Genomic DNA, 26098 nt, shown 5'->3' on the forward strand with positions numbered 1-26098 from the left:
TAAAAAAATAGAGTCAACAAAAATGCTCTCACACTGAAAGGTGTGGGAGTTTTTTGTAGGTAACAAAATTAGTTGTTTCCCTGTAATCACTTTTAGATTATGTCATGAAATACAATATGTGTTATAATATAAATTATGTTTTACAACATATCATACAATATGTTAGAAAATATAATAGAAATTATGTTTCATAACATGTTAGAAAAATATTGTGAAAATTTTTATGTTGCTTACTAACGAAAATTTGCTATATAGTTAAAAAGGGCAATATGCAAAATAAAGAAATCAATGAACAAAATAAGCATTTTACTCATTTAACCTATAAAGACCGTGTCCGTATCGAAGAACTACTGAAACATAATGTATCATTCAGCAAAATTGCACGAGAGTTAGGTCGCAGTAAATCAACAATTGTTGATGAAATTAACCGAAATTCTCGTTATCAAGATAAGCATTTGTCAACAAAGCTGAAAGCAAAAGGATATGATGCTGATGGCGCAGAATACTTTGCCCATCAACGTTGGTATGCTAAATCAACGCAGCGACTTAAATTATCTCATCATTGGCAGAAGGTTATCAATGAATATTTAGCTAATGGCTACTCCTTAATGCAAATTTCACAAGGAACTCGAGTGCCATATAGCGTGAATTCATTGTACAATTATGCAAAACACAATTTGATTAATTTCACGCACAAAAAATACCGAATTAAACGAAAGTATGATGTTAGATCAACGCAATCTGATTCAAAATTTTTTATTAAACGCAGTATTGAAACACGCTCAGAAAGGGTGAACCAGAGACTTGAATTTGGTCATTGGGAAGCTGATGGGGTAGAATCACCGCAAGGCATCAAACCGTTGGTCATTACATTTGTTGAACGGCAAACTCGTTTTATGGTGGCCATCAAAGCTCACTCTAAATCGGGTCATGATGTCGCTGAAGTAACCCGCATGTTTTTGCGACGTTATGCACGTTATGTTAAATCCATCACATACGACCGTGGCAACGAGTTTGCAAATGCTGAAAACATGTTAATACTTGAATCAATATATAAATTAAAGGTCTATTTTGCAACACCATATGCCTCGTATGAACGTGGTAGCAATGAAGAACGTAATCGACAATTCAGAAAATATTTTCCTAAAGGGACAAAATTTAATCACGTGACACAAGAACAAATTAACAGAGCAACAATGCTAATAAATGATAAACCTATGGGTAAACTTGGTTGGCATTCACCAGAACATAAATTCACAGTGCATCAAGTCCAAATTGATCGCAAAGTTAACAACAAACACACAACAACGAAAAAGACTAGCACGTTTAAACAGACCAAATCCAAACCGTTGACCTTTTGATAAAAACTAATCAAAAATAGATGTTTTGTAACCAAAATGTAAATAAATATGATAAACATTGGTGTGATGATGTTTTTAAGGCGTTATTGTGCACAAAAGTGTGAAGTATGTTTAACCACAAATGGTATAAACGTTCGGATAGGTCTTGACATTTGCCCTTGATAGTCAACTTTCGATAATATATATTATGTTAACTAAAAAACATCTGGCGGATGTCAAGTCGAAAACCACATGTTTAATATTTTGGTAAACTACCGGTAACATGTATGTAAAACTAACGAAGACTATTTTTAAATCAAAGCACAACTTTTTCTAGAATATCATGATTTGGTTTAAAAGTAAACTGAACGTCCACGCTTTTGGAACGTCTATACAAAGGCTTTTAGCAATCTAATTACTCACTATTATATCAAATATTTCAACCGATTATACCGTTTTCAAATATTTATATTTTAAGCACAACAAAAAAAAGACACATCTAGTGTCTAAAGTTCATTATTTATTTTATTGCTTTTTAATGCTTATTTTCGTTGTTTTGGCGTTCTTCAAGCATACGCTTTTTACGCTTTTCATAAGCTCTACGGTAACGTTGCATGGCTTTATATTCCTGTTCAAACACTACCATAGGTCTTTTGCCGTCTAGTGCTTGTCTAAGTGGCATCGCATTCATTTTTGAAGCCACTTCATCTAGTTGTCGTTGCTTCACATCTTTAAATGACGTGCCTTTGGGGTACCAATCACGTAGCTTACGGTTTCTGTTTTCGTTTGAACCACGTTGCTGTGGTGATGACGGTGTGGCATAGTATAGCTTGATTTTAAGCTCTTTTTGAACATATTCTAAAAAGTCCCATGAGATAAATTCAGAGCCATTGTCTGCTGTTATAGTACGTACAGCTTTACCATAACGTTCATAAAACAACTTAAACGCATCAACCATATCACTAGATTTTTTACTACGAACTAATACTAAGGCAGTAAACCGAGTTTTGCGTTCAGTAAATGTCATAATTGCCGTGGTATCTTGGTAACGTTGATTATTCATTTTAGCGGGCAACACTAAATCAATTTCCCAATGACCAAACTGTTTGCGACTTTCGACAACCTGTGAGCGATCAAATATAGAATGGCGGACTAATTCTCCGTCATTTTTTAATTGTTCACGCAAACGTGCAATTTCACGTTCTTTAGCACGTCTTGTTTGCGCAACAGCTCTTTCTTTTGGTGTCCCATTTTGTCGATGATACTTGTGTTTGCGAATATCAATTAAACCTTTTCTAGCCCATAATCTAATGACTGATGCGGAAACATCAACATCTTGAACATTACCAGCTATTTGTTCAGGTGTCCAATGTTCAACATTAACCCAAGTCTCAATAATTTCTTTTAATTCAGGTGTCAATCTTGAACCTGTACCCATTTTACTACGATGTTTTAACGCAAGATATTGGCCACGCTGTGCTGAATACTTTATACGTGCGTGTATATCCATATTCAACAATGTACGTCTGTCTAAATTTGAAAAATCTAGCGTGTTACCACGATGTAACTCACGTAGTATTGATGACGGTGTGTAACCCAAACGCCTTGCTATATCAGCCTGTGTCATTTTCTCAATGTTCCACAAGTACTCAATCATGTGACGTTGGTTTTCGTTTAGATGTGGTTGGCGCTTTCGTTTTGTAGGTACTTCATCACTCATAAAACATACATACTCCTTTGATTATGATTATAAAATTTCGGGCATATCCCCTATAACAAGTTTACCATTTCACAATGTTGCCTATTATTTTATTTCCAAACACGATAAATAATAAAATAATAGGCAACATCATCTAATCGCATATGTTCGAGATCAGGTAACAAATTGTTTTCCAGATGTTTATTCTATTCTTCCAATTCTTTCAAACCGAAAGCTTTGTAAAGCAAATCAACAATCTGGAATTTAAGTCAATTACGGCTCGTTCAAATATTATTTTTATAAAAAAAAAATGCTTTTATCAAGCATGCTTTTTTAATATTTTTCTACCAAGAAGAAATTTAACAGACATTCAAGTTAGCAAAAATAGTATTTTTTCAATAGTTGTTAGTACAGCATTTTCATCATTGGATTTAATTATCCAGTCTGCTTTTTCTTTAACTTCTGGAAATGCATTACTCATTGCAAAAGAAATACCCGACTGATCATACATTTCGTAATCGTTATAGCCGTCACCGAATGCTATTGTTTCCTCCCTAGTTATATTTAAAATGTCCTGCAACTTAGATACTGTAGTTCCTTTGTGGACATTAAAATTAGTAATGTCTATCCATGAATCTTCACTGGCTACCATGAAAGCTTTATCGTTATATTTTTTTATTGCTTCAATAATGTTAAAAGCTCTTTTCTTTGAGTCAAACACCGTTATCTTAACAAAATCATCTGTTATATCTAACACATTTCTTATTGGCTTTACAACTGCGTAACTACCTCGGATTATTTTTTTATCTGTCTCGGAAACATCTCTTTCAATGTTAGCGGCATGCTTGGTGACTGCTATGACTGCTGTGTCAGGAAAATGTTCCTTTAATGTCTTGATAATCATCTTACCTATTTCATTTGGTAATAAAGATTCATAAATATAGTCACCGTTCAATTTTATTCGGGTAGCACTGTCGCCCAAAATCCAGATATCTTTTTTTTCATCATTAAATAACTCTTCTACTCTTTCGGCTTGCTTGCCTGTAACAGTTGCAAACGCGATTTCTTTGTTATCGAGCTTTGATTTTATTGAGGCAAATAACTCGTGATCAAAATGGCCTGTTGAATTTAAAAACGTTCCGTCTAAATCAGTTAAAACTAGTTTCAACATAATATATTCTCCATGATATACTTAGCTAAAATAATTGAAAATCAGGGTAACAGTGTGATATTACTTATGCTTTAGTGTTATATATATAGAACCGGAAATTAGAGTTACAATCACCCAATAAAATAACAAAAATGTTTGAGCGAAAGTATTTGTAACACCTAAAAAAAGTAGAAAAGAACTAGTAAAAATCCAAATGATTGATATTATGAGACCACTATTATTTGTGTTGCTCATTTTATTTGTCATTTTCTCCCCCTCGCATGTCTTCATAATATTCTTCTTTTTTTTCATTCCATATTACACGATCATGTTGATCTATTTTTCTTAGTACTTTTGCTGGGTTACCAACAACTATACTATTTTCTGGTATATCCTTGGTAACAACTGCTCCAGACCCAACAATTGAATTTGAACCAATAGTGACTCCGGGATTAACAACAACGTTTCCACCAATCCAAACATTATTATGGATATTAATAGGTAAACCATACTCTAGTCCTTCATTTCTAATTGCCGCATCAATTGGATGTGCGGCTGTTAATAAGCTAACATTGGGTCCAAACATAACATTATTGCCAATATTAATTTCTGCAACATCTAACAATACTAATTTGGTGTTAGCATAAAAATGTTCTCCGATACTAGTGTTAGATCCATAATCAACATATAAATCTTTTTCGATGTATGAATCAATTCCTATTGATTTAAATATTTTTGGCAGTAGCAGTAGAGCTTTATTTTCTTCAAGGTGAAGAAGATTATTATATTGATCTACTATTTGCCGACCTGTCCTGCTCAATTCTTTTAACTCAGGATCATTTGCGATGTATAATTTTCCGGTTAGCATCTTTTCTTTTTGTGATGACATTTTATTTCCTCAACTTATTTAAGTTTGTTTATAAAGTTTATATAATATATTTTAACAGACATTAAGTCAAAAAAAAAGACCTGAATAAATCAGATATTTTGGGTAATGAAACTGTATATTTGTTCTCGACCAAATCTAACTAAGCCATATTTGAAGTTTTTAATAGCGTTATCTTTAAACACTAATTTTGTATTATGGTGTATGTTTAAATCTTCATTCAATTTTTCTTTGATTAGTTCTGGTGAACTTTTATTTTCATCAAAAACTATGACATAATTAGGATCAATAATCGACACAACATTTTGAATATCCTTGACAATTACGTTAACAAACGAATCACTTGCTTTGTCGATATTATCATAAAGTTTAGAGTTGCTACTATAAATAATTTCGCCCGCTAACCCATTAGCTCCTATCACTAAACTGTCTTTAATAATTAAGCCCGCTCCAGGCTGGTTATGTTCTGGGTAGTATAAAGCTATAGCCGAATCGACAAGCATTTTATTTTGCTCATTGATTTCTGGCATGACCCCATATATCATAGCGTTAACATCGTTCAAAATAAAAGTTTTGATGCCTGTATACTCTTTAATTTTGGATGATAGGTTTATTCCAGTTAACGTTTTTAAATCAGAGTTTTTAACGACACCCTTTGCAACAGCGCCAGGAATTCCTATAACTATTCCACTGACTTCATGACTGAAACGGTCTACTGAACTACTTATAAATGTTTCTAAATCAATATAATTTTGTATTTCTTGATCCAATTCCTTTGGCGATTGGTTGTTTCCTTGTAAGTCACAAAGGGACGCCGTTGCAATCATGTTTTTACCTTTTTCAAAAATTTGAATTATCAAAAGATAATAATTGCTGTAATCTAACTCAAATAACTTTGCATGTCGACCACCAGTTTTTATTTTATCACTCTGCGCAGTAACTAGATTTGTTGCGATTAGTTCATTAATAATATTATTGATACTCACAATACTCAGATTACTTAATTTTGAAATATCACTTGATTTCAATGGTGAATTTCTTTCGAGTATAGACAAGATTGTTTTTATATTTTTAGTTCTTAATTGAGATACCGTTGTGTTAGCCATAATTATTCCATTCTAGCTGCTAAGTTAATTAATAGTCTTTATTATATCTTGAAAAAAAGACATTTGGCAAATTAACTTGTCTATCTTCTCATCTGATACATTTTCTTTGCTTTTTTCAAGCAGGATATAACCGCCTTTATTATTGCAATCAGCGCCCTGAATGAGCAATCCTAAATCACGATAAGAAAATGTTAGCTCTATTAATATTGAAAACAAATCTGATACCCTAGATGCTAACGCTACGTTAAAAAACACACCGCATAAGTTGAAGAGAACCCCAATAGTTGGACAAAATAGAATTAACTAACAAACTCAAGTGTGGATATTTTAAATTCTGGTGAATAAACTCTGTGACCTGTAGATCCGATGGAACCGGTCACAAGATATTCGTCGCGCCACTCACGAATTGTGCTATTGTCACTAAGAAAATACTTTTTGACTAGCGCATCCAAGCTTGTTTGACCAGGTAGCCATTCTTTAACGACCTTTAATTTAAATTCATTTGAATATTTAGACGTAAGAAAACCCAATAACTTTCTGAACAAATTTTTTATTCTGTCCAAGTTATTGGGTTCACTTCACTTTTACCTGTGCTTTTTTATATTCATTATCAAGTACCAAAGAAGTGTTCTTTAAAGAATCTAATTTTCTTGCACAATAACCTCAATTTTGCTACTGTTAGTCGCATTCACTTTGATACTTTGTCCCAATGGGACTGTAAAAATTGGTTGAGTATGCCCAAAATCTAAATCATATATTACTGGTATCTTCTTTAAAATTGAAAATTTATCTAAAACTGAATGCAGTTTCTCTTCATTCATTGCATTGACAGTAGGAAATCTTCCTATTACGAGTGCTTTTATATCGGTATGTACTTGTAAGATTTGAGCCAACTCCCGTGAAAATTCTAGTGGTTCTCCACCCTCTGCTTGCTCAATGAAAACAATAGGATCTTCTGTTTCTGGAAAAAATGGCGTTCCTGCTTGTAAACAATATGTCTGAATGTTTCCTCCAGTTGATATACCAGTAGCTTCTCCTAAATTATACGCTTTCCATTTGTTAACCAAAGGATGTCGTGGTAAAGTCGTGTCAAACCACAAATCACTAGTCCAAACATCACTAGGCTCTAATTTAAAAGAGTCATTTAAAGATGCCTTTAACCATTCTGTCGTTTGATATTCTTGCAATTCATCCATTTTGAATGAAGAATAGCATGGACCATAATATGTAATTTGATGTGTCATGGCGCGAATTGCATTATGCAAACTGGTGGTGTCAGAATATCCAAAAAACATTTTAGGATTTGAGCGAACAATGTCCCAATCAATATGTGTTAATAATTCATTAGAATTAAAACCACCAATAGTGGTCATAATTGCCTTAACATTTTTGTCACTGAATGCATCATGGAAATCTGAAACTCTTGATGCTATGCTACTGGAGAAAAATTCATCATTTTCAAGAATGTGTTTTCCAAAGGTTACTTTAAATCCTAAATTTTCTAATCTCTGTTTGGCAATTAAATTTTCCTCAAAGCCACCAACACGTTCCATTGAGGAACTTGGGGATATAATTCTAATTTCGTCACCTTTTTTGAGTTTTAATTGCATAAAAAGCCGAACCTCCTAAATAATTCACTTAAATTAGTTTAATCTCATTTAATACAAACTGATATTTAACATACAAACAATAATATATCATATTTATATATTTTGCAATGTGACATCAGTAACAAAAAACTGATTTTAAAGATTTTTTTCTCTCAATTGTCGTTTGGCTTGATACAACTGTTCTTCAATTTTGTTTAACCCGCTTTCAGTATTGCGATCAGTTCCCTTTATCAGCAAATCTAAATCTCGATACGCAAAGGTTAGCTCAATTGATTTTGAAACTAAATCTTGTACCCTAGATGCTAATTCTTTGTTAAAAAAAAGCACATCTCCGTATGTTCGAGATTGTGCTTGTCTGATTTTAGCTTGTAATTGCATTGATACGCTTAATGTTGTTTGGAAGTTGGGAGCACCAGCTTTGAATTGAAAGCCCTGTCTATCGCTTTCTAATGTTTGGTCTAATTGACTGTATAGGTCTCTAAATCGTTCTAACTGCTTAATATACAGCTCTAATTGTTCTGGCTTTAACCATATTTTTGTTGGCATTTTAATTTCTCCCTTTATTTTAAAAATAACAGTCTACAAATAAAAAAACACCACTAATTTTTTAGTGATGAACATATTGAAAATATATTTATATAAGCAATATCATACTACTTTGACGAAGAATGTTTCGTTGCGATAATTAACCAAATGGCTTGTATTAAAAACAGAAAAGCAAAAAAAATACTAAGCACTGCTAACGATACTAATGTATTCCCTGACGTATTTACAGCCCCTGAACCATCGACTTTTCGATACCAAATAAATAAACTCAAAATAATATACCCTAGAGCCTCAATAGAACTTACAATTTTCCAAGCTTTCATACAATTTCCCCCTCCGTTATGTATCCAAACGCAATATACACTTTTTAAAATAAACATTCAATAAGTTAAGCATCTTTTCGCTAACATCTAATAGTTTTTTTCCCTCTAAACACAAATAAAAAGCTAGTACCTATCAAGCAAGCACTAACTCATTTTGTGACTAATCATATATATTTGTACGAACCGTCAAACCTGTTTCTTTACGAATTTTTTTGATGATTTCTGGTATTCTTTCTGTGTAGGTACTATCAAATTGCGCTATTTGTTGCGACCGTGTAGCCTTGCCAATTTTATACCATTCAAAAAATATATTGACCTTTTTTGAGTAAATCTGGTCTACAACTCTCACTTCATATATTGTGTTAGGTTGCTTAGCAAACATTTCTTTAATATCCCCAATGACAGCATCAATTTGGTTCATATCTCATACAGCTCCAGTCTTATTTATGTGCTATAAGTATTATAAGAACAGTTGTTCCCTTAGTCAATAGTTAAATACTATATATTCTGTTAAGGTAGATACTGTTTATCTTTGCCAGTTTCATCAATAATTCGTAATGGTTCGCCATAGATATGCTGGGTACTATGACCACCAGAAGTCCGCCTAGGTGCTGGATACTCTTTTTGTAATTTACGCATCACATCTGCTAAAGTATTACCTGTCATATACTCGTTTTGTGAATGCCAACCAACTGCTTTATACATTGTCATGCCCCTTTCTTAAATGATTGAATAGAAAACAAACATTACTAATAAACACTGGTATTAACGGTAGTAACAATAATGACAGCATCAATATATTTATCGTATTAAGCCATGATGCCATAAAGTTTGCTGGAAGATGCGCAAAGGTTTTTGGTGCTTCACGAACTAATGAACGATTGAATGATTTATCCATAGATTCTGTTAACATCAAAACTAGAAATATAAAGCATTCCAAACCTAACCAAATTAAATAAGGCTTACATACCCAAGTTACTAGACCGTCAAACCAGTTAATCCACTGACTTATTTTTGCCAAACTTTCCTCAAAATGGTAGGTTGGCTTTTTTCTCAAATTCTGCTGTTTCTTCATCATACTTTTCCTTTTCCTTATCAAAATTGATATTACCTTGATGCAAAACGCTTTTTGCATTTGTAATTGCGTTGACCAAATTAGCTTCTACCAGTTTTTGATGTTCAGCCGACAATTCAACACTATTGATCGCTTCTATAATTTCATGCCAATGTCCTGTTTTCTTTAGCACTGCTAGACTAGGTACAACCGACTGCAAGACCCATTTTTCAATACGTTCAACACTTTGCTGTTTTGGTTGCCTAACAAATTTCATTCGATTACCTAAAGCTGTCAGCAACGACCAAGCAGGCATTGGTTCAACTGTTTGCTCAATCACTTCACGTACTTTATCTGATTTTAGCTTTTGCGCATCAATTGGCTCATTAGTAAACCAAAGATAGGTGTACAAAATATCAAAAGTTATATCAACCAATTTTTCATCATTGTTCAGCCATTCATCAAGGACATATTCTGCTTTATCCTGATGCAATTCTAATTCCACACGAGTTTTAACATCAGTATCATAACCTTTATTGGCTTGTTCCTTGTGTTTGTCATAAGCACGGATAACAAAGGGCGACTTACCAAAATCAACCGTCCAGCCGTCATCAACGTTACCATGAACCGCATAAGACTTTGATTTGCTCCAAAAACGTTTTTCTTGTACGGCTTTAACCAATTCGTTCATATCCAATAAGCCCCATTTGTCGTTAATCGCAATATCTAATCTGGTGAGATGCCCCCGATACTGTCGTGCTTTCTCAAAGAAGTTACGCCAGTTCATGCTTTGTTCAAGTAGTGCTTTTTCAAAAAGTCGTGTGCCTTTACCAGTTAAATAAAGCGTTGTCCCAAATTTTTGCTCAATCGCTTGTGTTTCTGGGTTTTTAATTGGTGCAAAATCTTGTATATAGATATTCTTTTCGCCAGCAAATGCCATTTCACGAGTATAAAAGTTTTGAGACGTAGGACGTTCTAAAAACAGGTTTTCCTGCAATCTCAACACATCAGAAATTACTTGCTTTGAGGTTAAGTCTGGGAATGTCAATGAGACCCAATCAAATTGTACTTCGATAGCTTCAGACAGTTGTGGGTAAACCGAAATCAGTTTGTTAACAAATTTATCTGATATTTTTTGCTCACCAGTTTCAAAACGATTAACTGTTTTTCTACTCATATCCATAGAAATCGCTAATTCTTGTTGTGTAACGCCAAGTAGTTGTCGCATCAATATTAAGTTATTGTTTGATAGTTCTGGTACATTTAATTCTTGTGTCATATTATTTTTCCCTTTCAAAAGTTGGTATCGACCAACGTTTTTTAACTCAATTAAGTTTTCTAGTTCACTAGAAACAGTGTTTTGTATTTTTGCATCAGACTGCCTGATTTTTGCTTTAAAGCCCGATAATTCACTACCAGTAATTTCATCAATCGCAATCTCACTACCGATACTAGGCAAATATCCTAGCTCAATAGCCGATACTGTCACGTTATAAGTCTCAATAATTTCATCATTCAATTTGATACCGACCATGATAAGTGTTTCCAACGATAACCGTAAGCTATGTTGTGTTGTGCCTAGAAATATAGGTGTATAAGCTGTTGGCTCATTGTTAATCGTTATCATGTCGGCTTTCCTTTCTCAAAATGTCCCATTTGGTACTTTCAAAGGGACATTTTTGTTTTTCAATCTAAATGGCTTCATACAGGCATTTGTTCCCCATATTGGGTTGACGCTTTCAGCGTTTTTACCGGTTTAACCCCCCTGTTAGTAACTGGGGGTTAAAGCTTTTTTGGTGACTTTATTTTTGGCGCATGTGCCAGTCGCTGACACACACTGGTCGTGTGTGCTTAACCGCGACCACGCACCTTGCCCCCTTAACGCTTCGCGTTGGGGCAAGGCGTGGCACTGTCTCTTCGCTGGTCGCTACGAGCCACGCCCATAATAAAGTCACTATGTACATAAAGCCCTGGTCTCTTACAGGACATTTACTGTAAAAGACTAGAGCTTTAACAATAGTTACTTACTTGATATGTGACAATTGATCCAGCAAACCTTGAATGTCTTTTGTACGATTGACACCGTGTGTTTGCAAAGACTTAGCCGTACCAAGCAAGAAACCTAAGTTCTTGCGTAGTTCAGCAAAGTAAGGTGGCAGCATTGGACTAACAGCACGTAGCTGTTTTTCATCTGCCATTGCTTTCTTAAGTTCATCACTTAATTGAGCAAGGTGTTCAAGTCCACCTATTTTTTCAATTGCCTTCAAATCTTCAATTGATTGAGCGGACAAAGATTGAATTTTTTTAACTTCTAAAGCCATAATTTTTACCTACTTTTTTTTAAAACTACAAATATTTAATCAACACCAAAGCCAAACACAGATGCTAAGTGTCGGACTTCTTGCGTGGTACTTCATATAATTAGCTCCTTTCATATTTGAACTCTTTGTTGAACTATGCTAGTATAAAGATAATTGTTCCACCGGGAACCTTGCTTAACGCTAAGCAGTTGATTGCATTTCATTAGGTCTTTGAAGAAATGCAGTTAACTGCTTTTGTATTTTTACATTCAAAATTGGAGAAAACAGCATGCATATTAAAGAATTAGACTTAACAGACCTCGATGAATTACAAAAGGTAAGCATGGAAACCTTTTACGATACTTTTGCAGCTCAAAATACAGAACAAAACATGCAAGACTACTTAGCAAATAGTTACAAGTTGGAAAAGTTATCCGCAGAACTACAAAATAAAAATTCATTTTTTTATTTCGTACTCAATGACACGAATGAAACTATGGGTTATCTCAAGCTAAATGTGAATGATGCGCAATCCGAAGATGATTTTGAAAATGCATTAGAAATTGAACGCATCTATATCCGAAAGTCATTCCAAAAGCAAGGTCTAGGAAAAATTTTATATAATATTGCGACTACAAAAGCAACTCAATTAGGAAAAAATCGTATTTGGTTAGGTGTGTGGGAATTTAATCAGAATGCTAAAGCCTTTTATCAACATCTAGGTTTTGAGTTCGTTGGCAGTCATACCTTTAATATGGGTGATGATCCACAAACTGATTTAACTATGGTTAAAGAAATTTAGTCCTAACCTTGTAAATTAAATATAGTATTTTGTTCCACCGGGAACAGCTTCTAAGCAGTACATCCACATCATTAGGTCAATGAAGATGTGGCATGAACTGTTTTTTATTTTAAGGAGAATAAAAATGACTTGGATTTATTTATTTTTAGCTGGAATTTTTGAAGTAGTTTGGTCTAGTACCATGAAACTTAGTAATGGCTTCTCACATTTTTGGTGGACCATACTAACTTTTATTGGAATGATTATTAGCTTTGCCTTGCTTTCTTTATCACTCAAAAATTTACCTCTTAGTCTTGCTTATCCAATATGGACTGGTGTTGGAGCAATCGGTTCAATCATTATTGGCGTCTTATTTTTTGGTGACAAATTAAGTATGTTTACTTGGTTTTTCGTTTGCTTACTTATTATTGGTATCATTGGTATTAAATTCACCAGTGGGCACTGAAACTATACCAATTCAAGTTAACATAAGCTTGACTATACAAAGTAACGCTACAACAACGTTTAAAGGTACTAAAAAATAGGTCGTTATCAAAAACTTTCACAAAGTCTTTAAAACGCCTATTTCATCACATCAGTTTTTAAATTTCACAAGCCAATTAAATTTAGACCAATTTTTTACTTACACAATTCAAAACATTCTATAATATAGTTTTTAAAAACTATTTCCTGAACAAAAATTACAAAGTGATACAATTAATTAGGTATTAAGATAATTTCTAAAAATGAGGAATCAAAAATGACACCAAATGAACTTTTTAAAAAAGCACAAGAATCTAATAGTGTACCCCACGACGCAAAAATGCAATCAGCTTTTCAATTTGGGGTCTCTGCTGATGAACTGGCAGATTTGGTCATAAGTGGTCAAAAAACAGCAACAACAAGTTCACTAGACTTATACGAAAAAGATGAACCCCTACCGCAACTAGGTGCCTATGATGTGGTATTAGACAGTGAAAATCAAGCCATTTGTGTCATACAAAATGATAACGTTGAGATTAAAAACTACCTTGATGTTAGCGAAAAACATGCTTATCTTGAAGGTGAAGGAGACCGAAGCCTAGAATACTGGCGTCATGTTCATAATAAATTTTTTGTCAACGAATACCAATTAGAAGGACTTGTGTTCAAAGAGCAAGACGCTAAAATGGTTCTCGAAAATTTTCACGTTGTATACCCTCTACAATAATAATTAGTTTCCAATAAATAGACTAATATATACAAATTGAACAGCATGAGGCAGTTTACTATAAACTGCTTTTTTGATAGTCATTTATTTTTTATTTCGCTTTACTTGGTACTTTGCGATATTTTCACGTATATATTCATGTAAATTAAAATCTTTTGGTACTTCTGGTGCAAAAAATGACCTGACTTGACTGTCCCCAATCTTAATAAAACCCCACCCTTTCAAATATGACGACAAAGGGCGTAATTGTTTTTCATTATCGGGGAATACCATTTTTTCAATTTCTGGTGTCGGCACACCCATGTTAATACGCATATTCAATTGGTTACGTACTGCCATTGGCAAAGAACCCGCATCAGGTCTCTGCATACCAATCAAAATATAAAAACCAAGTTCACGTCCTAACATCGCTATCTCATTCAAATTAGACATTGCTGTGTCATAGCTTGCTTTGATTGGGTCATCATAAGCTAACCGATCATTCATTTCAACAAACGCCCCGAACTCATCAAAAATTAAAAAGCAAGGCTCAAAACCGAAGTCTTTATAAGTACCAATCTGATCTGATGCCTTTAATTCTTCAATACGTTCTGCACGTTTCATCATTAACTGATAATACTTAATCACGGCAGCGTTAATTTCAGATGCCGTACTATGAACACGTCCCTTTAATTCATCAACATACTTCAAACTAGCCAAGTCAGACCGTTTTGGGTCGATAATATCAACAAACTTTGTGACCTGTAACAACTGCCCGATAATTGCAAACATAGTATACGACTTACCAGTACCAACGTTACCTGATATTAAAGCATTGTAAAAAGTGTCATACTTCCAATCAATACCTTTTGAAATCTGCAATAACCCTTTTTTAGGTTTTAATTCTTTTAACTGTCGTCTAAATTTAATTGGGTCAAAAGCAAAGGTACTAATCATCTTATTCTTACTAAATTCAGTCGTCTGTCTATCAGCGAGTAACGCCGTTTCAACCACATTATCAAACTCATTTTTAGAAAAACTTTCCATGTATTTCTGGCCGTCTACTGGCTCTTGTAAAATCAGTTGACCTGTTTTGTGTAGTACCTTTAATTTCAATTTTGGAAAATAAGCGATAAATGTCCCATTGTCATCACTAGCAGTATCAAAGAAACCTTTAGAGATAATCAACAAACTTATCATCTGGCGTAATTCAACAGTCTTCAAATACTTTGAAATAAAATCAGAATGTTCTGGTGCATAATGCTTATAAAACCAAAACAAACCCCAACCAAACAAACCAGTCAAAACGATACTTAAAACAATAGGTAACAAATACCACCAGCTGTATTGTCCTTGCATCACTGCTTGAAATATATTTAAATACCAAAGACCAAAACAAATCGAGACTAAAACCAAAACAAAAAGCAAACCCCTTTTAAATAGAGTCTTTGCCAAATACTGATCACTATACTTAATTGTTTTAAACATAAAAAATACGCCCTCTCATTTTCTTAGTTGTTTCACGATATTCATCATTAAAATCTAAATACCAACCAAATATTTCTAAGCTATCAGTTCGACCAATTTTAAGTAAATGCTCTGCTGTTTCAGCAAACCCAATTAAACTTAAATCTAAATCTATTAAACATCTATGCCTGGACAACGCTTTACTTCCACTTAACAAATTATGTAAAGCATTTGAACGTTTTCTAATATCCTGAACTATATTCTGTGTTAAATCCATACCCTCCTCATACTTTGGATAAAATTGCTTTAAATCATTAAGCGTAAATTCTTGCGACATTTTTTAATTCTCCTATTTAAACAACAATAGTTTCTATACAAACAAATAAATAATGAATATAATAAAAAGTAAATAAAGAAAAACTGGCATAAAATGAACAAACAAAACCTTATCAATTTAGTTAAGCAACATACCAATTCTTTTGAAGACCATCCTTTTAATGGTGGACATAGCCATGAAAAAATAGAATGGACTGTTATGAAGCAAAAGAGTAATTCCAAAATACTAGCCTTGATCTATGTTAAGGACCATGACCTACAAATTACTCTCAAATTAGAACCAAGTCATGGCGAACTTATGCGACAATATCAAGGTATTGAAGCTGGCTATCACATGAATAAAACGCATTGGAACACTATTCATGTTAATCAAACAGAAATTTCATCAGATGAAATTGTGCAAATGATTAAAGAAAGTAGTCGTTTAACAATCTAAAATATAAAAATTCTCCATACTGTCCTACTTTCTAAGCATACTTTTCTTCCAACTTGGCACTCTCATTTGAATTAACTGTCTTTAAAGCAGCCGTCCACTCATCAAACAATGAGTGAATAACCACTTTACCAACTCGACCATAAATATCTCTAAACAAGCATTGCCCCTTTTTCAAGTTAGCCAACATTTCAATATTGGCTTTGGTTACTGGCAAATTAAACTGTTTCAAAATATTTTCACGGTCATCAGAACTATCAAACGCAAACAATTGACCATATTGTCCGATACTTTCTTCATCATCACTATCTTTAACACGTTGTGTCGCATAAAAAACAGCGTTGTTTTCCGAACGTCCTAACCGCTTGATGCTATCAAACACATTCTTACCAGCCTGTGAAGTCGTAAATATCCATGCTTCATCAATCATTTCCAAACTAAACTCATCTGGGTTGGCACGACCAAACTTTTCCAAATACTTACCTAGTGCCAACATCAAAGCCATTGAATACTTTTGTGTTTCGGTATAAGTACGGCCATCTTGCTTAGCATTGGGTAGTTGCAAACCAGTAACTTCTAAGATTGTCCGTTGATCATTAAACTGCAAACTATCTGTTGAACCGTCACTAAAGGCTAAGCGTAACATCGTTTTTGGGACAATACTTTGGTAGAAATCTGACAAGTCTTTTTCAGCCTGTGAACCTTTAGCTAATTCATCAAAAACTGTTAAAGTTCCAACCTGTTCGCCTTGAATACGCATCGCACAAACTTTACTAATGGAACGATTAAGAGCAGTCTCTAATTGAATATCTTGTGAAATTGGTCTGATTTGAACTAACATTTCTTTAACCAATGTCAACACATCAGGGATATCATCTTCGGTACTCTGCTCATTCAAAGTTAAAATTGGGTCAAGCACCCCTAAATTATTTCTATCATTGGCATTTAAAGTGACAAAATGAAACGACTCAATCAACTTACGGAAGTAAGGGTTTTTCTCGGTTTCTAATGCTCGCATAAACCACCTATGAATTTCTTGCTTAGGATCAATATACAAAATCTTGACGTTAAACATTGCCATGTGAAGCAACAATAATTTAAACAAAAATGACTTTCCTTGTCCGGTATCGCCTGATAATGCAAGGTGAGGACTATCTGTTTTAGCCCCTCTGATGCCTTTGTTGGTAATCACTAAATTAAGTAATAATAATAGTCTGGAAGATGCCACGGCTTGCTGGATAGTCTCAAACTTATCTAAACTCAAAACACGACCAACATAGAAACCTGTGTGTGACCCTAACGCCTGACTAGTACCAAACATCAACTCGGCTAGTGCTGGTACAGTGGTGTATTGTCGCCATTGTTTGAAGACCCCTAAATTAACCGCAGGTAATGTTTGATACAACAATTGTTCTTGATTGAAACTTGGTTGATACAACTCAATATCACGCTCGAACGTCTTTAAACGTGTTTTCAGTTTATTGACTTTCTTTTTTAGCTCTTTGACGTTCTCATCTCGAACCACAAGAATAACCGACCATTGCAAAAAACCATTTTTATCATCAAGGACATTGACCAAATTCTTCGCCAATTTATAATTCAATTCACTACGCTTAGAACTATCTTCATCAGTGTTAAAGGCATCTCGTAATTCATCACGATATTTACCCTTTGATGATTTGGTTTGTTGTTTTAAACCACGCCAACCGTCTCTTTGTGGAAAATTGATTTTGATATGCACTTCCACAGGAAATTTATATGATTGAATTTCTGGTAACACAGACAAAAATTGCATCTTGTCTGGCATATTCATCACTAGATGCGTAAAGTAATCTTCTTTTTCATCAGTGATACGCTTAATCACACCTGTATGTGATAAATCAAAGACTGTATCACGCATGGCCATAAGTGATTTTTCCTTTTCGTGATGATAAGGCAAGCCAAGCATGGCAACTAATCTATCTTCGTCCATTTTCTCGGCATCAATTGATTTCAAGATACTCAACACATCTTCATTCATGGTATTAAAACGTTCAAAGAAAATATCATCAAATTTGACCTGATACCTAAAGGTTTCGGCAATGCGCTTCATGACTAAATCAGTCACAAAACTAACCTTGTCTTTCAAGTCATCACCAACGTTGATATTTTTGAGCTTAACTCCGATATAAAACTCATCAATAATGGCTGGGTTAAACTCACTCTCTAAGAGATTAACTTCTTCTTGACCGATATAATACTCTGCAACTTCTCGTAAGTCATCAGCCCAATCATCGCTTGTACCTTGAATACGACCAGCTAAGTCCATATCTTTTGGAATCAACTTTAAATCAACATCATCATATTTTTGTAAACGTTCAAACACATCAATAAAACTATTTTTGTATTTGCGTTTATCTTCAACATTGGCAACATTGATTTGAAATGGTTTAATCTTGTAATAAGCCCATACATCGCCAATCGTTGTCAGTACTAAATTATCTCGATACTGTACAACAGGGTTTTCATATTTGACCGTTGCTTTTTTTGCCATAGTCTAGTGTCCTACCTTTCTAAATTTTTCATTGATCATTTGCCCCGGTCTCTGCAAAACTGTTAATTTTCTTGACATCAATTGAGACTAATTTCATGTCTGGGTTATTTGGCTTCATAAACGTTGGTGTTTCTTGAACAGCAAAATCACTAATGTAATGCTTGTTATTAGGGTTTTGCACATTGATTGTTTGAATTTGCTTGTCGTCATTGTCAAAGTTCAAAACATTGTGCCAGAATATTTTGGGATAGACCTTTTGACAATGTGCACAATCGGAATTGTAAAACATTACGGCTTCTGCATTTGTATTCAGTCCCTTGACATCATTATTTTGAAAATTCATTGATGCGTATGGAATAAAGAAAAAACCAGCCACTAGCAACAAAATGACTGGTAATACTTTATTGATAATAATTGTAATTGATTTGGGTAATGTCTTCCTGTTCCTTTTTTTAGTGTCATTACCGCCTTTGATATAATGTTTCACTTGTTGTTCTCCTTGTTTAATTTTAATAGACAAATAATGTCTTTTTATTTAAACCTACTTGTCAAATCATAATAAATGAGTTACACTTACTTTTAGTAAATAGAAAGAGGTCTCATATTAATGACTAAGTTTGGTATTATTGTTGGTTCAATTCGTAAGAATTCATATTCAAAAGGTGTCGCAGACGCTTTGGTTGCTGGTTTGCCAGCCGATGCAGAAGTCACTTATTTGAACATTAGTGATTTACCTTTGTATAATCAAGATTTAGACGAAAATTCACCTGAATCTTATGTGAAGTTCCGTGAAGCAGTCGCTTCTCAAGATGCCTTCATCTTCGTCACACCAGAACACAACCGTAGCATTCCAGCTGCATTGAAGAATGCATTGGACATTGCTTCACGTCCGTGGGGACAAAGCGTTTGGGGTGGCAAGCCAGCATTGGTTGCTTCACAATCATTGAGTGGTATTGCTAGTGTTCTAGCACATCACATTTTGCGTCAATCACTTGTTTTCCTTGACATGCCAACAATGCAACAACCAGAATTGTATATTGGGAACGTCGCTAATTTAGCTGATGAAAATGGTCAAATTACCAACGAAGATACTAAGAAGTTCTTGGCTGATAGTGCAAAGCAATTTGTTACTTTCGCTGAAAAGTTTTAATTAAAAAGCTAGCCTTTATGGACTAGCTTTTTTTAATTGATCAGTATTTGATTGATTTTAATTGATGTTAATTTCTGCGTTTTGATATCAAACCAGCCATGTATTAGCACGGTTTGATAGATTGCTTTTTGAGCTGTACCACTCGTTTTGACAACGACAGTTGCTAGGCTTTCGATTGTTTGATTATCTAAATCACTCGTGTAACCTGTGGCTGTTTGATATTGACTTGTTAGACCCAAATTATCAATTCGTGACCCGCCTGTGGAATCTAGTCCACTATCAAATAATTGATTTTTTTGGTCACTTGATATATTTAGAATGTCTGATACTTGATTAAAACGCTTGTCATAATCTGATTGGCTACTAAAAGTATAATAAACCTTTGCAAATTCTAACAACTTACTTTTTGCTTTTGCATCATTAGCATTATAGGTTGTTTGCAAGTTATCAATTTGTGTGGTCACATGCTTTTGTTTGTTCGTCACTTGTGCCACTTCCTTTCTCACTTGCTCAATCTGCGCTCGCTTGCCATTTGCAATAGTCATCATGATGCCAAGACCAACCAAAAGCAAACCCATAATGCTAAGTAAGATTTTATTTTTCATTATTGAATGCTCCTTTCAAGGTTAGTCGTGACATATCTGTGACTTGTTTTTCATCAGTATCATAAATAATTGAGTAAGCCACACTCTGTGCATCACTTTTAGCAATAACCAAGTATTCTAAGTTAGACCCCCAAGCATTTTTAAGCCCGACAAGTGGCACATCATAATGCGCCTTGTCACTGAAGATCACACTAGGCGCAAAAGTCTGTGTGAATTCGTTAATCACTTTTTGAGTTGCCAACCCTTTCAAAGCATCAGGATAAATTGAAGTAGGCTGATTACTAAATGTCTTAACAAAATTAGTCACTTGATTAGTACTATCACTCACTTTTGATTGTTGGGATTTTGGACTTGATACAATCGTTTGTGATTTGACTTGATTTGCCTTTGCCTGTTTTAAATCTGCCCTAGCTTGTCCTAATTGTTTATCCAAGTTTGGTATTTGATTGAACTGGACTAATAAAATGCCAGCCAATACTAGACTAGCAAAGATGATTAAACGGCTATTTTTCATACTTTCTCCTTTCGATTATTTACCTTGAATAAAGGTAACACCTTGACCAGCCGTTAACTCACGGAAACTGACTGTACCAGTTCCAGATGCCACAACATTACATTCACTAACTAAGAAATGTGTTTTGTCATCACTGATCGCTTCAACTACGGCTACGTGTCCGTAAGTCGGGTCGGCACCGTCTGCGCCTTGTGAGAAACTAACCGCCCAACCAACATGTGGCTGACCATCGGTTTTATACCCTTTGGCTTTAGCATTCTTACCCCAATCAGCACCATTACCTAAACCATTTTCAACTGGCGTACCTAGTTCTTGCATACGATTATAGGTATACCAAGTACATTGCCCGAATGGATATGTGTTTGATGATGACGTGGCAGTAAAGTTTGTGTCCTTGATTTTGCTTTTATAAGCACTAGGAATTTCTTTAACTGGCGCACCACTCGTTCCCATACCTTGCGCAAAATTAGTTGAGCAACCATTTGAATTGTTGGTTGTATTATCAGTATTTTGTGTGGTTTCTGTGCCATTGGTTGCCGTATCAACAGCAGTATTTGATGAACCGCTAGACAACTTAGCATACCAAGCACGAGCATAGGCTTGTCTTTTTGAAGTAGTACCTGCACCACCACGTTCCCACTTTGCTCTTAAAAATTCAGTGGCATCATCAACGTTGGTCATTTTCAAACCTTGCTTTAACAAATCGGAGTTTGTGCCGTCATGATTTAAAGCAAAATCTAACTGCAAACCAGCATCAGACCATTGCTTATTTTGTGATTTCGCATAATTCAACAGCTCAACACGTCTTGAATTGTCCCATTGATTAAGACCCAAAGCATAACCGCTGATACTAGCATTCATGGCGGTACTTTCATTGAATGTCGCATTTGATTGCACAATACTGGCATTAAAACCACTTTCATTTTCAGTATTACCTAAATAACCAGCAATACCAGCTTCGGTTACACCTGATATTTTTTTCAAGTTATCATGAATTGATTTCCCAACCGCTTCTTTATCAGCACTTGTTGTGACTGTTACTGTGGTATCTGTGCTTTGACAGTCATTGTTATTATCCTGATAAAAAAGTGCCATTACGATAAGTAACAGCACTAAGAAGAAAGCTAAATAAGGCGCTAAGAAAAGCACAATTTTATGTTTGAAATGAGACACTAATTGTTTTTGCATCACAACTCCTTATCTAATTCTTTTTCCTCATCTTGTGTGATTTGTTCTTGATGATGAACGGCTTCATCAAAGTTTCGATATTGCAATTTATCATCATCTACTATCATTGATTTTGGTGTAACTGGTTTAGCACTAGGATTCAAAACTTGTGAACGTGCTTCACGTCTCTTTTCAGTCAGTTTTTCACTGCTTTCGTCATCTAATGCTCGACCACGGTTAAATGACCTATCAGGCTCATGAGAACCGTTATCATAACTAGCGTTATTGTCGTGATTTTTAATGAGATAAGGTGTACGTGTATAAGTTGGCAATTCATCATCATTACCATAACCACGCCTATCAGTGTAATCTTCATCAAAGTTATCAGGATCAATATTTTCTTCATTAGCATCTCTTTGACGTTGACGTTCTGCTTCGTCAGCCAAACGTTCTGCACGTTCTTGTCTGCGTTGTTCTTCTAATTCACGCATTTCTTGCTCATCAGGTGCATTGCCACGTCTATTGTCCGAACTTTCATGCTCATCATTTGACTTGTCTTCCGATTTGTCTTTAGCATGACGACCACTAAAACCTTTGACATTTTCTAGCCCATGCTTAGTTGAGTTGACCATTTCACTACCAGCTAACATTGCACGTTGTCCTGCCTGTGTGAGTTGAATTTTATTCAAAGCCTGATTTGCCATTGATGATCCAGTAACTGTTTGCACTAGGAATGATTTATTTTTCCAAAGCAAAACCATTAGGACAATATAGACAATTGAATTGAGTAGCGCACTGGCACTATTTGTAACTGGTACAATCGTATCTGTGACTGTACCAACCCATGAAACAAACATGATGCCAAACAGCAGTCCGATTTTTGCAAATAGCAAACCTAACGCACTTAAACCTGTCTTTAAAGCACTGTTTGAAAAGCGTGGTAGAAGAGAAAGTAAAACTGTAAATGGAGACAAATAGTAAAGTAAAATAGCCCCTAACTGAAGTATCAAATTAAATACACCAATCATCAGCAATGGTATTCCATAAGCTAGTGACATAATTGGTGCCATAAGACCGACAGATGCTTGATACCATTCTTCCCCACCATCTTTTGAAAGATAATCATTTGATTTCGCTAGGGCATCAATCACATCACTATCAGCTTTACCACCAATTAAACGGTACGAGCCGTCTTTTTCGCTGGCATCTAAATTGGTTGTTCCAAAGTTCACCAATGTATAGGGACGAATAACTGCTTTTTCAAAGTAAGCTTTTCTGATTGCACTCTCAAATTTATCGCCACTATTAGTAAATCGTCCGTTAATATTAGACGTTTCAGTAAACATCGCAGTTTGAGCAGTGGACGTGAATTGATTAACTTTCGTCAAGACTGTACCACCAGCACTTATCCAAGCACTACCAATAATAGCAACTAACAGAACTGATAAAATAGCTTTCAGACCAGCGCCACTTTTAACACTTTGAATAAACACCCAGACAAGACCTAAACCAAAAGCAGTATACAGTAGTTGCTTAAAAACTTCGCCAGCCCATGTTTGTTTGGTAAACTGTTGGACGTTTGAGAAAATATCATTGATCCCTTGCGTGATATTGGTTAAATCAAACATCTTCGATAAAGCCGTATCAAACAACGGATAGATGATATATAAATTAAGTGACATAAACAAACTCGCTAGAAGATGCGCTGAACTTAAGCCCAAATCTGTTAATGAACCAGATTGATAATAAACTGTGAAGTTTTTTGAAATATTTTTGTTTATCCAATCAATGTCGTTATATCTTAGTTTGTCTTTAATTGCTTTTTCGGTATGTGTAGGTTGTGTTGTCCCCTCATCAACTGCCTTTCCGTCTGCTTTATCCTTTGCCAGTGCCTCCTTATCCGACTCACGTTTGGCTTCTTTTATTTCTTTGGAATCGAACGTTAAAGCATAAACATGTTGTGGCGCAATCATAAAGCTACTAACAACAAGTGAACTAAACATTGATCCAATTACGATCAGTAATAAAATTGATTTTTTCATTAATTTTCCTTTCTTCTGTACGTTAAAAGCACTTACATAAACGTAAGTTTCTCGCTTGTTTAATTTGATACATGAGTGATAGATTGTGTGATAGAATAAATGAAATAAAATTCGATGTATGGAGTCCCGATGAAATCTTTAGAAGTGTTAGAAATAATAGCAAACCAGAACAATCTTTTAATATCTGAAGTTCATGAAGAAAAACAAAACAGTGATTATGAGGGACTGATTCTGTCATTGGGCGACCATAGCATACGCAGTCGCTTAGCAAAAAAAACACCAACAAAAAGTGGATATTTTGTGGTGGCATGGGAAAAAAATGAATATAATCAAAATAAACCTTTTGATGACGAAAACAGTCCGGATTTATTGATGACTAGCATTATAGATCAAGCGAAAGCTGGCCTATTCATCTTTCCAAAATCTATTTTAATAAAACACAAAATTCTAAATAGTGGCAATATTAAGGGAAAAATGGCGTTTAGGGTATATCCGAGTTGGGAAAATAATCTAAATAATACAGCTGTCAAAACACAATCCTGGCAAGCTCCTTACTTTGTCGATTTATCTCAAAGAGTAGATAGTCAAAAAATTAGTTTACTTTTGAATCAAAGATAAAACTTATTCTCAACTGTATTGTCCGAGTGACATATTTTTTTTGAAAACGTTTTGTTATTTGTGGATTGATCTAATAATTTCGATTCTTAGGTTGAACAAAAAACATTTACAAGTTTTGTAAATGTTTGTCTTAAACTTATTTAGTTATTTTTTCCCATGTATAGACTAACCATGACGGTTGGTAATTTGTGTCATAATTCACGCCACTATTGACAATTTGATTATTTTTTAAATCATATACAACAGCAGTTGTCGCTTCACTATCAGAATGTCCGTTTTTAAACAAATTTTCAACCAACAAGTTTTTATCTTTGTTGTAGTAGACTTCGACCTTTGCCATGTTGCCACCATCTTCAGACGTATCCATCATGTAAGATATGTCTGCACCGGTACTTTTTTTCAAAGCCTTATCTAAAGTAGCCCTATCAATCAAGTTGGTGTTACTATAATTAATTTTGTAATCTTTACCGGCAACATATTTTTTGGTACTTGATGATGATTTTTCTGAACTACTTGATGTTTTAACAACGGTCGATGTTTCTGTTTTACTTGTAATATGCTTATGTGTCATCGCATATACCATGTATGCCCCAAAAAGAATAACTAAAAAACCAATAATGAGAATTGGCAAAGTTAATATTTTTGACTTAACAGGCTTTTCATCTTTTACTTCGTCAAGTAACTTTTCTTTATTTGGCTTTTTTGGCATTGTTATTTCTCTCACATCTCGATTTGTTATGTCCATTTTAACACACCACCTTTCTCATTGTCTTTTTCAACTATTTTACGCATCTGCTGGTGCTGCCCCAACTTGTCCTATCGTTTGATTGACAATGCCTTAATAAAAGCATGTTTGCACATGCTCTTTAAAATTTTTTACTTACAGTATCATGTACTGCTTTGAATTACTATTAACACGCTTTCCCTGATACAATTGATTTTTCCGAAACCAAAACTGCCAAACATAAGTCACTAAATATCTGATCGTTGTTTCAAATGGTAAGTTATCTTTTTTTAGCATTCGGTCTAAGTAGTAAACAGCTACTTCACTGACTATGATTAACCCAAACCCTAAACTAAGATATTGCATGTGAAACCAACCTAAGACATAACTAATGAAAGCCGTAATAATTAAAGTGATTGAGAACAAGTACAAAAACCTTGTGTCAACCATAATCGGTAAACGCATGCCTTTGCCAATCTTACTAAACTTGGCTGAATTGATATACACTCGTCGATAATTAAACAT

At 34.5% G+C, this 26098-nt stretch carries 29 protein-coding genes; 7 read left to right on the forward strand and 22 right to left on the reverse strand.

What is annotated here, in order from left to right; translation table 11 throughout:
* The first annotated feature begins 269 nt into the window (after window positions 1-269).
* Window positions 270-1361, forward strand: coding sequence for an IS30 family transposase (locus IAE53_RS07150; RefSeq protein ID WP_200136155.1), 1092 nt, complete (start codon window positions 270-272; stop codon window positions 1359-1361).
* A gap of 514 nt (window positions 1362-1875) precedes the next feature.
* Here IAE53_RS07150 and IAE53_RS07155 read toward each other — a convergent pair.
* The 12 genes from IAE53_RS07155 to IAE53_RS07210 all read right to left on the reverse strand — a co-directional run bounded on the left by IAE53_RS07155 (window position 1876) and on the right by IAE53_RS07210 (window position 12035).
* Complete coding sequence (locus tag IAE53_RS07155; protein WP_200136154.1) at window positions 1876-3060, reverse strand: IS30 family transposase; 1185 nt, start codon at window positions 3058-3060, stop codon at window positions 1876-1878.
* 349 nt (window positions 3061-3409) lie between these two features.
* Complete coding sequence (locus IAE53_RS07160; RefSeq protein WP_200136153.1) at window positions 3410-4210, reverse strand: Cof-type HAD-IIB family hydrolase; 801 nt, start codon at window positions 4208-4210, stop codon at window positions 3410-3412.
* Between the two features lie 235 nt (window positions 4211-4445).
* A complete protein-coding gene (locus IAE53_RS07165) occupies window positions 4446-5078 on the reverse strand; it encodes a sugar O-acetyltransferase (protein WP_200136152.1) in 633 nt (210 codons plus the stop codon).
* Window positions 5079-5167: 89 nt separating this feature from the next.
* The gene (locus tag IAE53_RS07170) at window positions 5168-6181 is read right to left on the reverse strand and encodes an ROK family protein (RefSeq protein WP_200136151.1); all 1014 of its coding nucleotides are present in this window, start codon (window positions 6179-6181) and stop codon (window positions 5168-5170) included.
* A 641-nt stretch (window positions 6182-6822) separates the two neighbouring features.
* Window positions 6823-7791 carry a S66 peptidase family protein gene (locus tag IAE53_RS07175; RefSeq protein ID WP_200136150.1) on the reverse strand — a complete coding sequence of 323 codons (969 nt, stop codon included), beginning with the start codon at window positions 7789-7791 and terminating at the stop codon, window positions 6823-6825.
* Between the two features lie 135 nt (window positions 7792-7926).
* A complete protein-coding gene (locus IAE53_RS07180; protein WP_148424452.1) occupies window positions 7927-8337 on the reverse strand; it encodes a hypothetical protein in 411 nt (136 codons plus the stop codon).
* A 107-nt stretch (window positions 8338-8444) separates the two neighbouring features.
* A complete protein-coding gene (locus tag IAE53_RS07185) occupies window positions 8445-8660 on the reverse strand; it encodes a DUF3923 family protein (protein ID WP_148424451.1) in 216 nt (71 codons plus the stop codon).
* Window positions 8661-8820: 160 nt separating this feature from the next.
* Window positions 8821-9081 (reverse strand): hypothetical protein, encoded by a 261-nt coding sequence (locus IAE53_RS07190; protein ID WP_072613700.1) that lies wholly within the window; start codon window positions 9079-9081, stop codon window positions 8821-8823.
* A gap of 89 nt (window positions 9082-9170) precedes the next feature.
* A complete protein-coding gene (locus IAE53_RS07195; RefSeq protein ID WP_148424450.1) occupies window positions 9171-9365 on the reverse strand; it encodes a hypothetical protein in 195 nt (64 codons plus the stop codon).
* Complete coding sequence (locus IAE53_RS07200; protein WP_200554210.1) at window positions 9358-9738, reverse strand: hypothetical protein; 381 nt, start codon at window positions 9736-9738, stop codon at window positions 9358-9360. The genes IAE53_RS07195 and IAE53_RS07200 overlap by 8 nt, the downstream gene beginning before the upstream one ends.
* Window positions 9689-11341 (reverse strand): replication initiation factor domain-containing protein, encoded by a 1653-nt coding sequence (locus IAE53_RS07205; RefSeq protein WP_200136148.1) that lies wholly within the window; start codon window positions 11339-11341, stop codon window positions 9689-9691. The genes IAE53_RS07200 and IAE53_RS07205 overlap by 50 nt, the downstream gene beginning before the upstream one ends.
* A gap of 397 nt (window positions 11342-11738) precedes the next feature.
* Window positions 11739-12035 (reverse strand): hypothetical protein, encoded by a 297-nt coding sequence (locus IAE53_RS07210; RefSeq protein ID WP_200136147.1) that lies wholly within the window; start codon window positions 12033-12035, stop codon window positions 11739-11741.
* Between the two features lie 268 nt (window positions 12036-12303).
* Here IAE53_RS07210 and IAE53_RS07215 point away from each other — a divergent pair, with 268 nt between their 5' ends.
* The 3 genes from IAE53_RS07215 to IAE53_RS07225 all read left to right on the forward strand — a co-directional run bounded on the left by IAE53_RS07215 (window position 12304) and on the right by IAE53_RS07225 (window position 14005).
* Entirely contained in the window at window positions 12304-12816 is a 513-nt protein-coding gene (locus IAE53_RS07215; protein WP_200136146.1) for a GNAT family N-acetyltransferase, read from the forward strand.
* 124 nt (window positions 12817-12940) lie between these two features.
* Complete coding sequence (locus tag IAE53_RS07220; RefSeq protein WP_200136145.1) at window positions 12941-13261, forward strand: multidrug efflux SMR transporter; 321 nt, start codon at window positions 12941-12943, stop codon at window positions 13259-13261.
* A gap of 294 nt (window positions 13262-13555) precedes the next feature.
* The gene (locus IAE53_RS07225) at window positions 13556-14005 is read left to right on the forward strand and encodes an ASCH domain-containing protein (protein WP_200136144.1); all 450 of its coding nucleotides are present in this window, start codon (window positions 13556-13558) and stop codon (window positions 14003-14005) included.
* Window positions 14006-14089: 84 nt separating this feature from the next.
* On the opposite strand, the gene IAE53_RS07230 is transcribed toward IAE53_RS07225, so the two are convergent.
* Together IAE53_RS07230 and IAE53_RS07235 are read right to left on the reverse strand one after the other, a co-directional pair.
* On the reverse strand, window positions 14090-15472 hold the full coding sequence (locus tag IAE53_RS07230; RefSeq protein WP_200136143.1) for a cell division protein FtsK: 1383 nt from the start codon (window positions 15470-15472) through the stop codon (window positions 14090-14092).
* Window positions 15465-15788: a hypothetical protein gene (locus IAE53_RS07235; RefSeq protein WP_200136142.1), complete on the reverse strand. Its 324-nt coding sequence runs from the start codon at window positions 15786-15788 to the stop codon at window positions 15465-15467. The genes IAE53_RS07230 and IAE53_RS07235 overlap by 8 nt, the downstream gene beginning before the upstream one ends.
* Window positions 15789-15881: 93 nt before the next feature.
* Between IAE53_RS07235 and IAE53_RS07240 the strand changes: the two genes are divergently transcribed.
* Window positions 15882-16223: an MmcQ/YjbR family DNA-binding protein gene (locus IAE53_RS07240; protein ID WP_200136141.1), complete on the forward strand. Its 342-nt coding sequence runs from the start codon at window positions 15882-15884 to the stop codon at window positions 16221-16223.
* 31 nt (window positions 16224-16254) lie between these two features.
* Here IAE53_RS07240 and IAE53_RS07245 read toward each other — a convergent pair whose 3' ends face one another.
* Window positions 16255-18753, reverse strand: coding sequence for an ATP-binding protein (locus IAE53_RS07245; RefSeq protein WP_200136140.1), 2499 nt, complete (start codon window positions 18751-18753; stop codon window positions 16255-16257).
* A gap of 28 nt (window positions 18754-18781) precedes the next feature.
* Window positions 18782-19240 carry a thiol-disulfide isomerase gene (locus IAE53_RS07250; RefSeq protein WP_200136139.1) on the reverse strand — a complete coding sequence of 153 codons (459 nt, stop codon included), beginning with the start codon at window positions 19238-19240 and terminating at the stop codon, window positions 18782-18784.
* Between the two features lie 120 nt (window positions 19241-19360).
* Between IAE53_RS07250 and IAE53_RS07255 the strand changes: the two genes are divergently transcribed.
* A complete protein-coding gene (locus IAE53_RS07255) occupies window positions 19361-19903 on the forward strand; it encodes an NADPH-dependent FMN reductase (protein ID WP_200136138.1) in 543 nt (180 codons plus the stop codon).
* Window positions 19904-19935: 32 nt separating this feature from the next.
* On the opposite strand, the gene IAE53_RS07260 is transcribed toward IAE53_RS07255, so the two are convergent.
* Genes IAE53_RS07260 through IAE53_RS07275 form a run of 4 tightly spaced genes read right to left on the reverse strand, consistent with a single transcriptional unit; the run spans window position 19936 to window position 24231 of the window.
* Window positions 19936-20508 carry a hypothetical protein gene (locus tag IAE53_RS07260; RefSeq protein WP_200136137.1) on the reverse strand — a complete coding sequence of 191 codons (573 nt, stop codon included), beginning with the start codon at window positions 20506-20508 and terminating at the stop codon, window positions 19936-19938.
* Window positions 20498-21022, reverse strand: coding sequence for a hypothetical protein (locus tag IAE53_RS07265; RefSeq protein WP_200136136.1), 525 nt, complete (start codon window positions 21020-21022; stop codon window positions 20498-20500). Before IAE53_RS07265 ends, IAE53_RS07260 begins: the two co-directional genes overlap by 11 nt.
* A 15-nt stretch (window positions 21023-21037) precedes the next feature.
* The gene (locus IAE53_RS07270) at window positions 21038-22210 is read right to left on the reverse strand and encodes a phage tail tip lysozyme (RefSeq protein ID WP_200136135.1); all 1173 of its coding nucleotides are present in this window, start codon (window positions 22208-22210) and stop codon (window positions 21038-21040) included.
* Window positions 22210-24231, reverse strand: coding sequence for a CD3337/EF1877 family mobilome membrane protein (locus IAE53_RS07275; protein ID WP_200136134.1), 2022 nt, complete (start codon window positions 24229-24231; stop codon window positions 22210-22212). The genes IAE53_RS07270 and IAE53_RS07275 overlap by 1 nt, the downstream gene beginning before the upstream one ends.
* Window positions 24232-24360: 129 nt before the next feature.
* Between IAE53_RS07275 and IAE53_RS07280 the strand changes: the two genes are divergently transcribed.
* Window positions 24361-24849, forward strand: coding sequence for a MepB family protein (locus tag IAE53_RS07280; protein ID WP_085699108.1), 489 nt, complete (start codon window positions 24361-24363; stop codon window positions 24847-24849).
* A gap of 136 nt (window positions 24850-24985) precedes the next feature.
* Here IAE53_RS07280 and IAE53_RS07285 read toward each other — a convergent pair whose 3' ends face one another.
* On the reverse strand, window positions 24986-25594 hold the full coding sequence (locus IAE53_RS07285; protein WP_085699106.1) for an alanyl-tRNA synthetase: 609 nt from the start codon (window positions 25592-25594) through the stop codon (window positions 24986-24988).
* Window positions 25595-25729: 135 nt separating this feature from the next.
* Entirely contained in the window at window positions 25730-26098 is a 369-nt protein-coding gene (locus tag IAE53_RS07290; RefSeq protein ID WP_200136133.1) for a hypothetical protein, read from the reverse strand.

Source organism: Leuconostoc sp. S50 (genome assembly GCF_016624925.1).
Lineage (GTDB): Bacteria > Bacillota > Bacilli > Lactobacillales > Lactobacillaceae > Leuconostoc > Leuconostoc pseudomesenteroides.

Excerpts from the sequence above, each read along its gene's own strand:
- IAE53_RS07150 (WP_200136155.1), top strand. The coding sequence starts at position 270 with ATGCAAAATAAAGAAATCAATGAACAAAATAAGCATTTTACTCATTTA.
- IAE53_RS07155 (WP_200136154.1), bottom strand. The coding sequence starts at position 3,060 with ATGAGTGATGAAGTACCTACAAAACGAAAGCGCCAACCACATCTAAAC.
- IAE53_RS07160 (WP_200136153.1), bottom strand. The coding sequence starts at position 4,210 with ATGTTGAAACTAGTTTTAACTGATTTAGACGGAACGTTTTTAAATTCA.
- IAE53_RS07165 (WP_200136152.1), bottom strand. The coding sequence starts at position 5,078 with ATGTCATCACAAAAAGAAAAGATGCTAACCGGAAAATTATACATCGCA.
- IAE53_RS07170 (WP_200136151.1), bottom strand. The coding sequence starts at position 6,181 with ATGGCTAACACAACGGTATCTCAATTAAGAACTAAAAATATAAAAACA.
- IAE53_RS07175 (WP_200136150.1), bottom strand. The coding sequence starts at position 7,791 with ATGCAATTAAAACTCAAAAAAGGTGACGAAATTAGAATTATATCCCCA.
- IAE53_RS07180 (WP_148424452.1), bottom strand. The coding sequence starts at position 8,337 with ATGCCAACAAAAATATGGTTAAAGCCAGAACAATTAGAGCTGTATATT.
- IAE53_RS07185 (WP_148424451.1), bottom strand. The coding sequence starts at position 8,660 with ATGAAAGCTTGGAAAATTGTAAGTTCTATTGAGGCTCTAGGGTATATT.
- IAE53_RS07190 (WP_072613700.1), bottom strand. The coding sequence starts at position 9,081 with ATGAACCAAATTGATGCTGTCATTGGGGATATTAAAGAAATGTTTGCT.
- IAE53_RS07195 (WP_148424450.1), bottom strand. The coding sequence starts at position 9,365 with ATGTATAAAGCAGTTGGTTGGCATTCACAAAACGAGTATATGACAGGT.
- IAE53_RS07200 (WP_200554210.1), bottom strand. The coding sequence starts at position 9,738 with ATGATGAAGAAACAGCAGAATTTGAGAAAAAAGCCAACCTACCATTTT.
- IAE53_RS07205 (WP_200136148.1), bottom strand. The coding sequence starts at position 11,341 with ATGATAACGATTAACAATGAGCCAACAGCTTATACACCTATATTTCTA.
- IAE53_RS07210 (WP_200136147.1), bottom strand. The coding sequence starts at position 12,035 with ATGGCTTTAGAAGTTAAAAAAATTCAATCTTTGTCCGCTCAATCAATT.
- IAE53_RS07215 (WP_200136146.1), top strand. The coding sequence starts at position 12,304 with ATGCATATTAAAGAATTAGACTTAACAGACCTCGATGAATTACAAAAG.
- IAE53_RS07220 (WP_200136145.1), top strand. The coding sequence starts at position 12,941 with ATGACTTGGATTTATTTATTTTTAGCTGGAATTTTTGAAGTAGTTTGG.
- IAE53_RS07225 (WP_200136144.1), top strand. The coding sequence starts at position 13,556 with ATGACACCAAATGAACTTTTTAAAAAAGCACAAGAATCTAATAGTGTA.
- IAE53_RS07230 (WP_200136143.1), bottom strand. The coding sequence starts at position 15,472 with ATGTTTAAAACAATTAAGTATAGTGATCAGTATTTGGCAAAGACTCTA.
- IAE53_RS07235 (WP_200136142.1), bottom strand. The coding sequence starts at position 15,788 with ATGTCGCAAGAATTTACGCTTAATGATTTAAAGCAATTTTATCCAAAG.
- IAE53_RS07240 (WP_200136141.1), top strand. The coding sequence starts at position 15,882 with ATGAACAAACAAAACCTTATCAATTTAGTTAAGCAACATACCAATTCT.
- IAE53_RS07245 (WP_200136140.1), bottom strand. The coding sequence starts at position 18,753 with ATGGCAAAAAAAGCAACGGTCAAATATGAAAACCCTGTTGTACAGTAT.
- IAE53_RS07255 (WP_200136138.1), top strand. The coding sequence starts at position 19,361 with ATGACTAAGTTTGGTATTATTGTTGGTTCAATTCGTAAGAATTCATAT.
- IAE53_RS07260 (WP_200136137.1), bottom strand. The coding sequence starts at position 20,508 with ATGAAAAATAAAATCTTACTTAGCATTATGGGTTTGCTTTTGGTTGGT.
- IAE53_RS07265 (WP_200136136.1), bottom strand. The coding sequence starts at position 21,022 with ATGAAAAATAGCCGTTTAATCATCTTTGCTAGTCTAGTATTGGCTGGC.
- IAE53_RS07270 (WP_200136135.1), bottom strand. The coding sequence starts at position 22,210 with ATGCAAAAACAATTAGTGTCTCATTTCAAACATAAAATTGTGCTTTTC.
- IAE53_RS07275 (WP_200136134.1), bottom strand. The coding sequence starts at position 24,231 with ATGAAAAAATCAATTTTATTACTGATCGTAATTGGATCAATGTTTAGT.
- IAE53_RS07280 (WP_085699108.1), top strand. The coding sequence starts at position 24,361 with ATGAAATCTTTAGAAGTGTTAGAAATAATAGCAAACCAGAACAATCTT.
- IAE53_RS07285 (WP_085699106.1), bottom strand. The coding sequence starts at position 25,594 with ATGGACATAACAAATCGAGATGTGAGAGAAATAACAATGCCAAAAAAG.
- IAE53_RS07290 (WP_200136133.1), bottom strand. The coding sequence starts at position 26,098 with ATGTTTAATTATCGACGAGTGTATATCAATTCAGCCAAGTTTAGTAAG.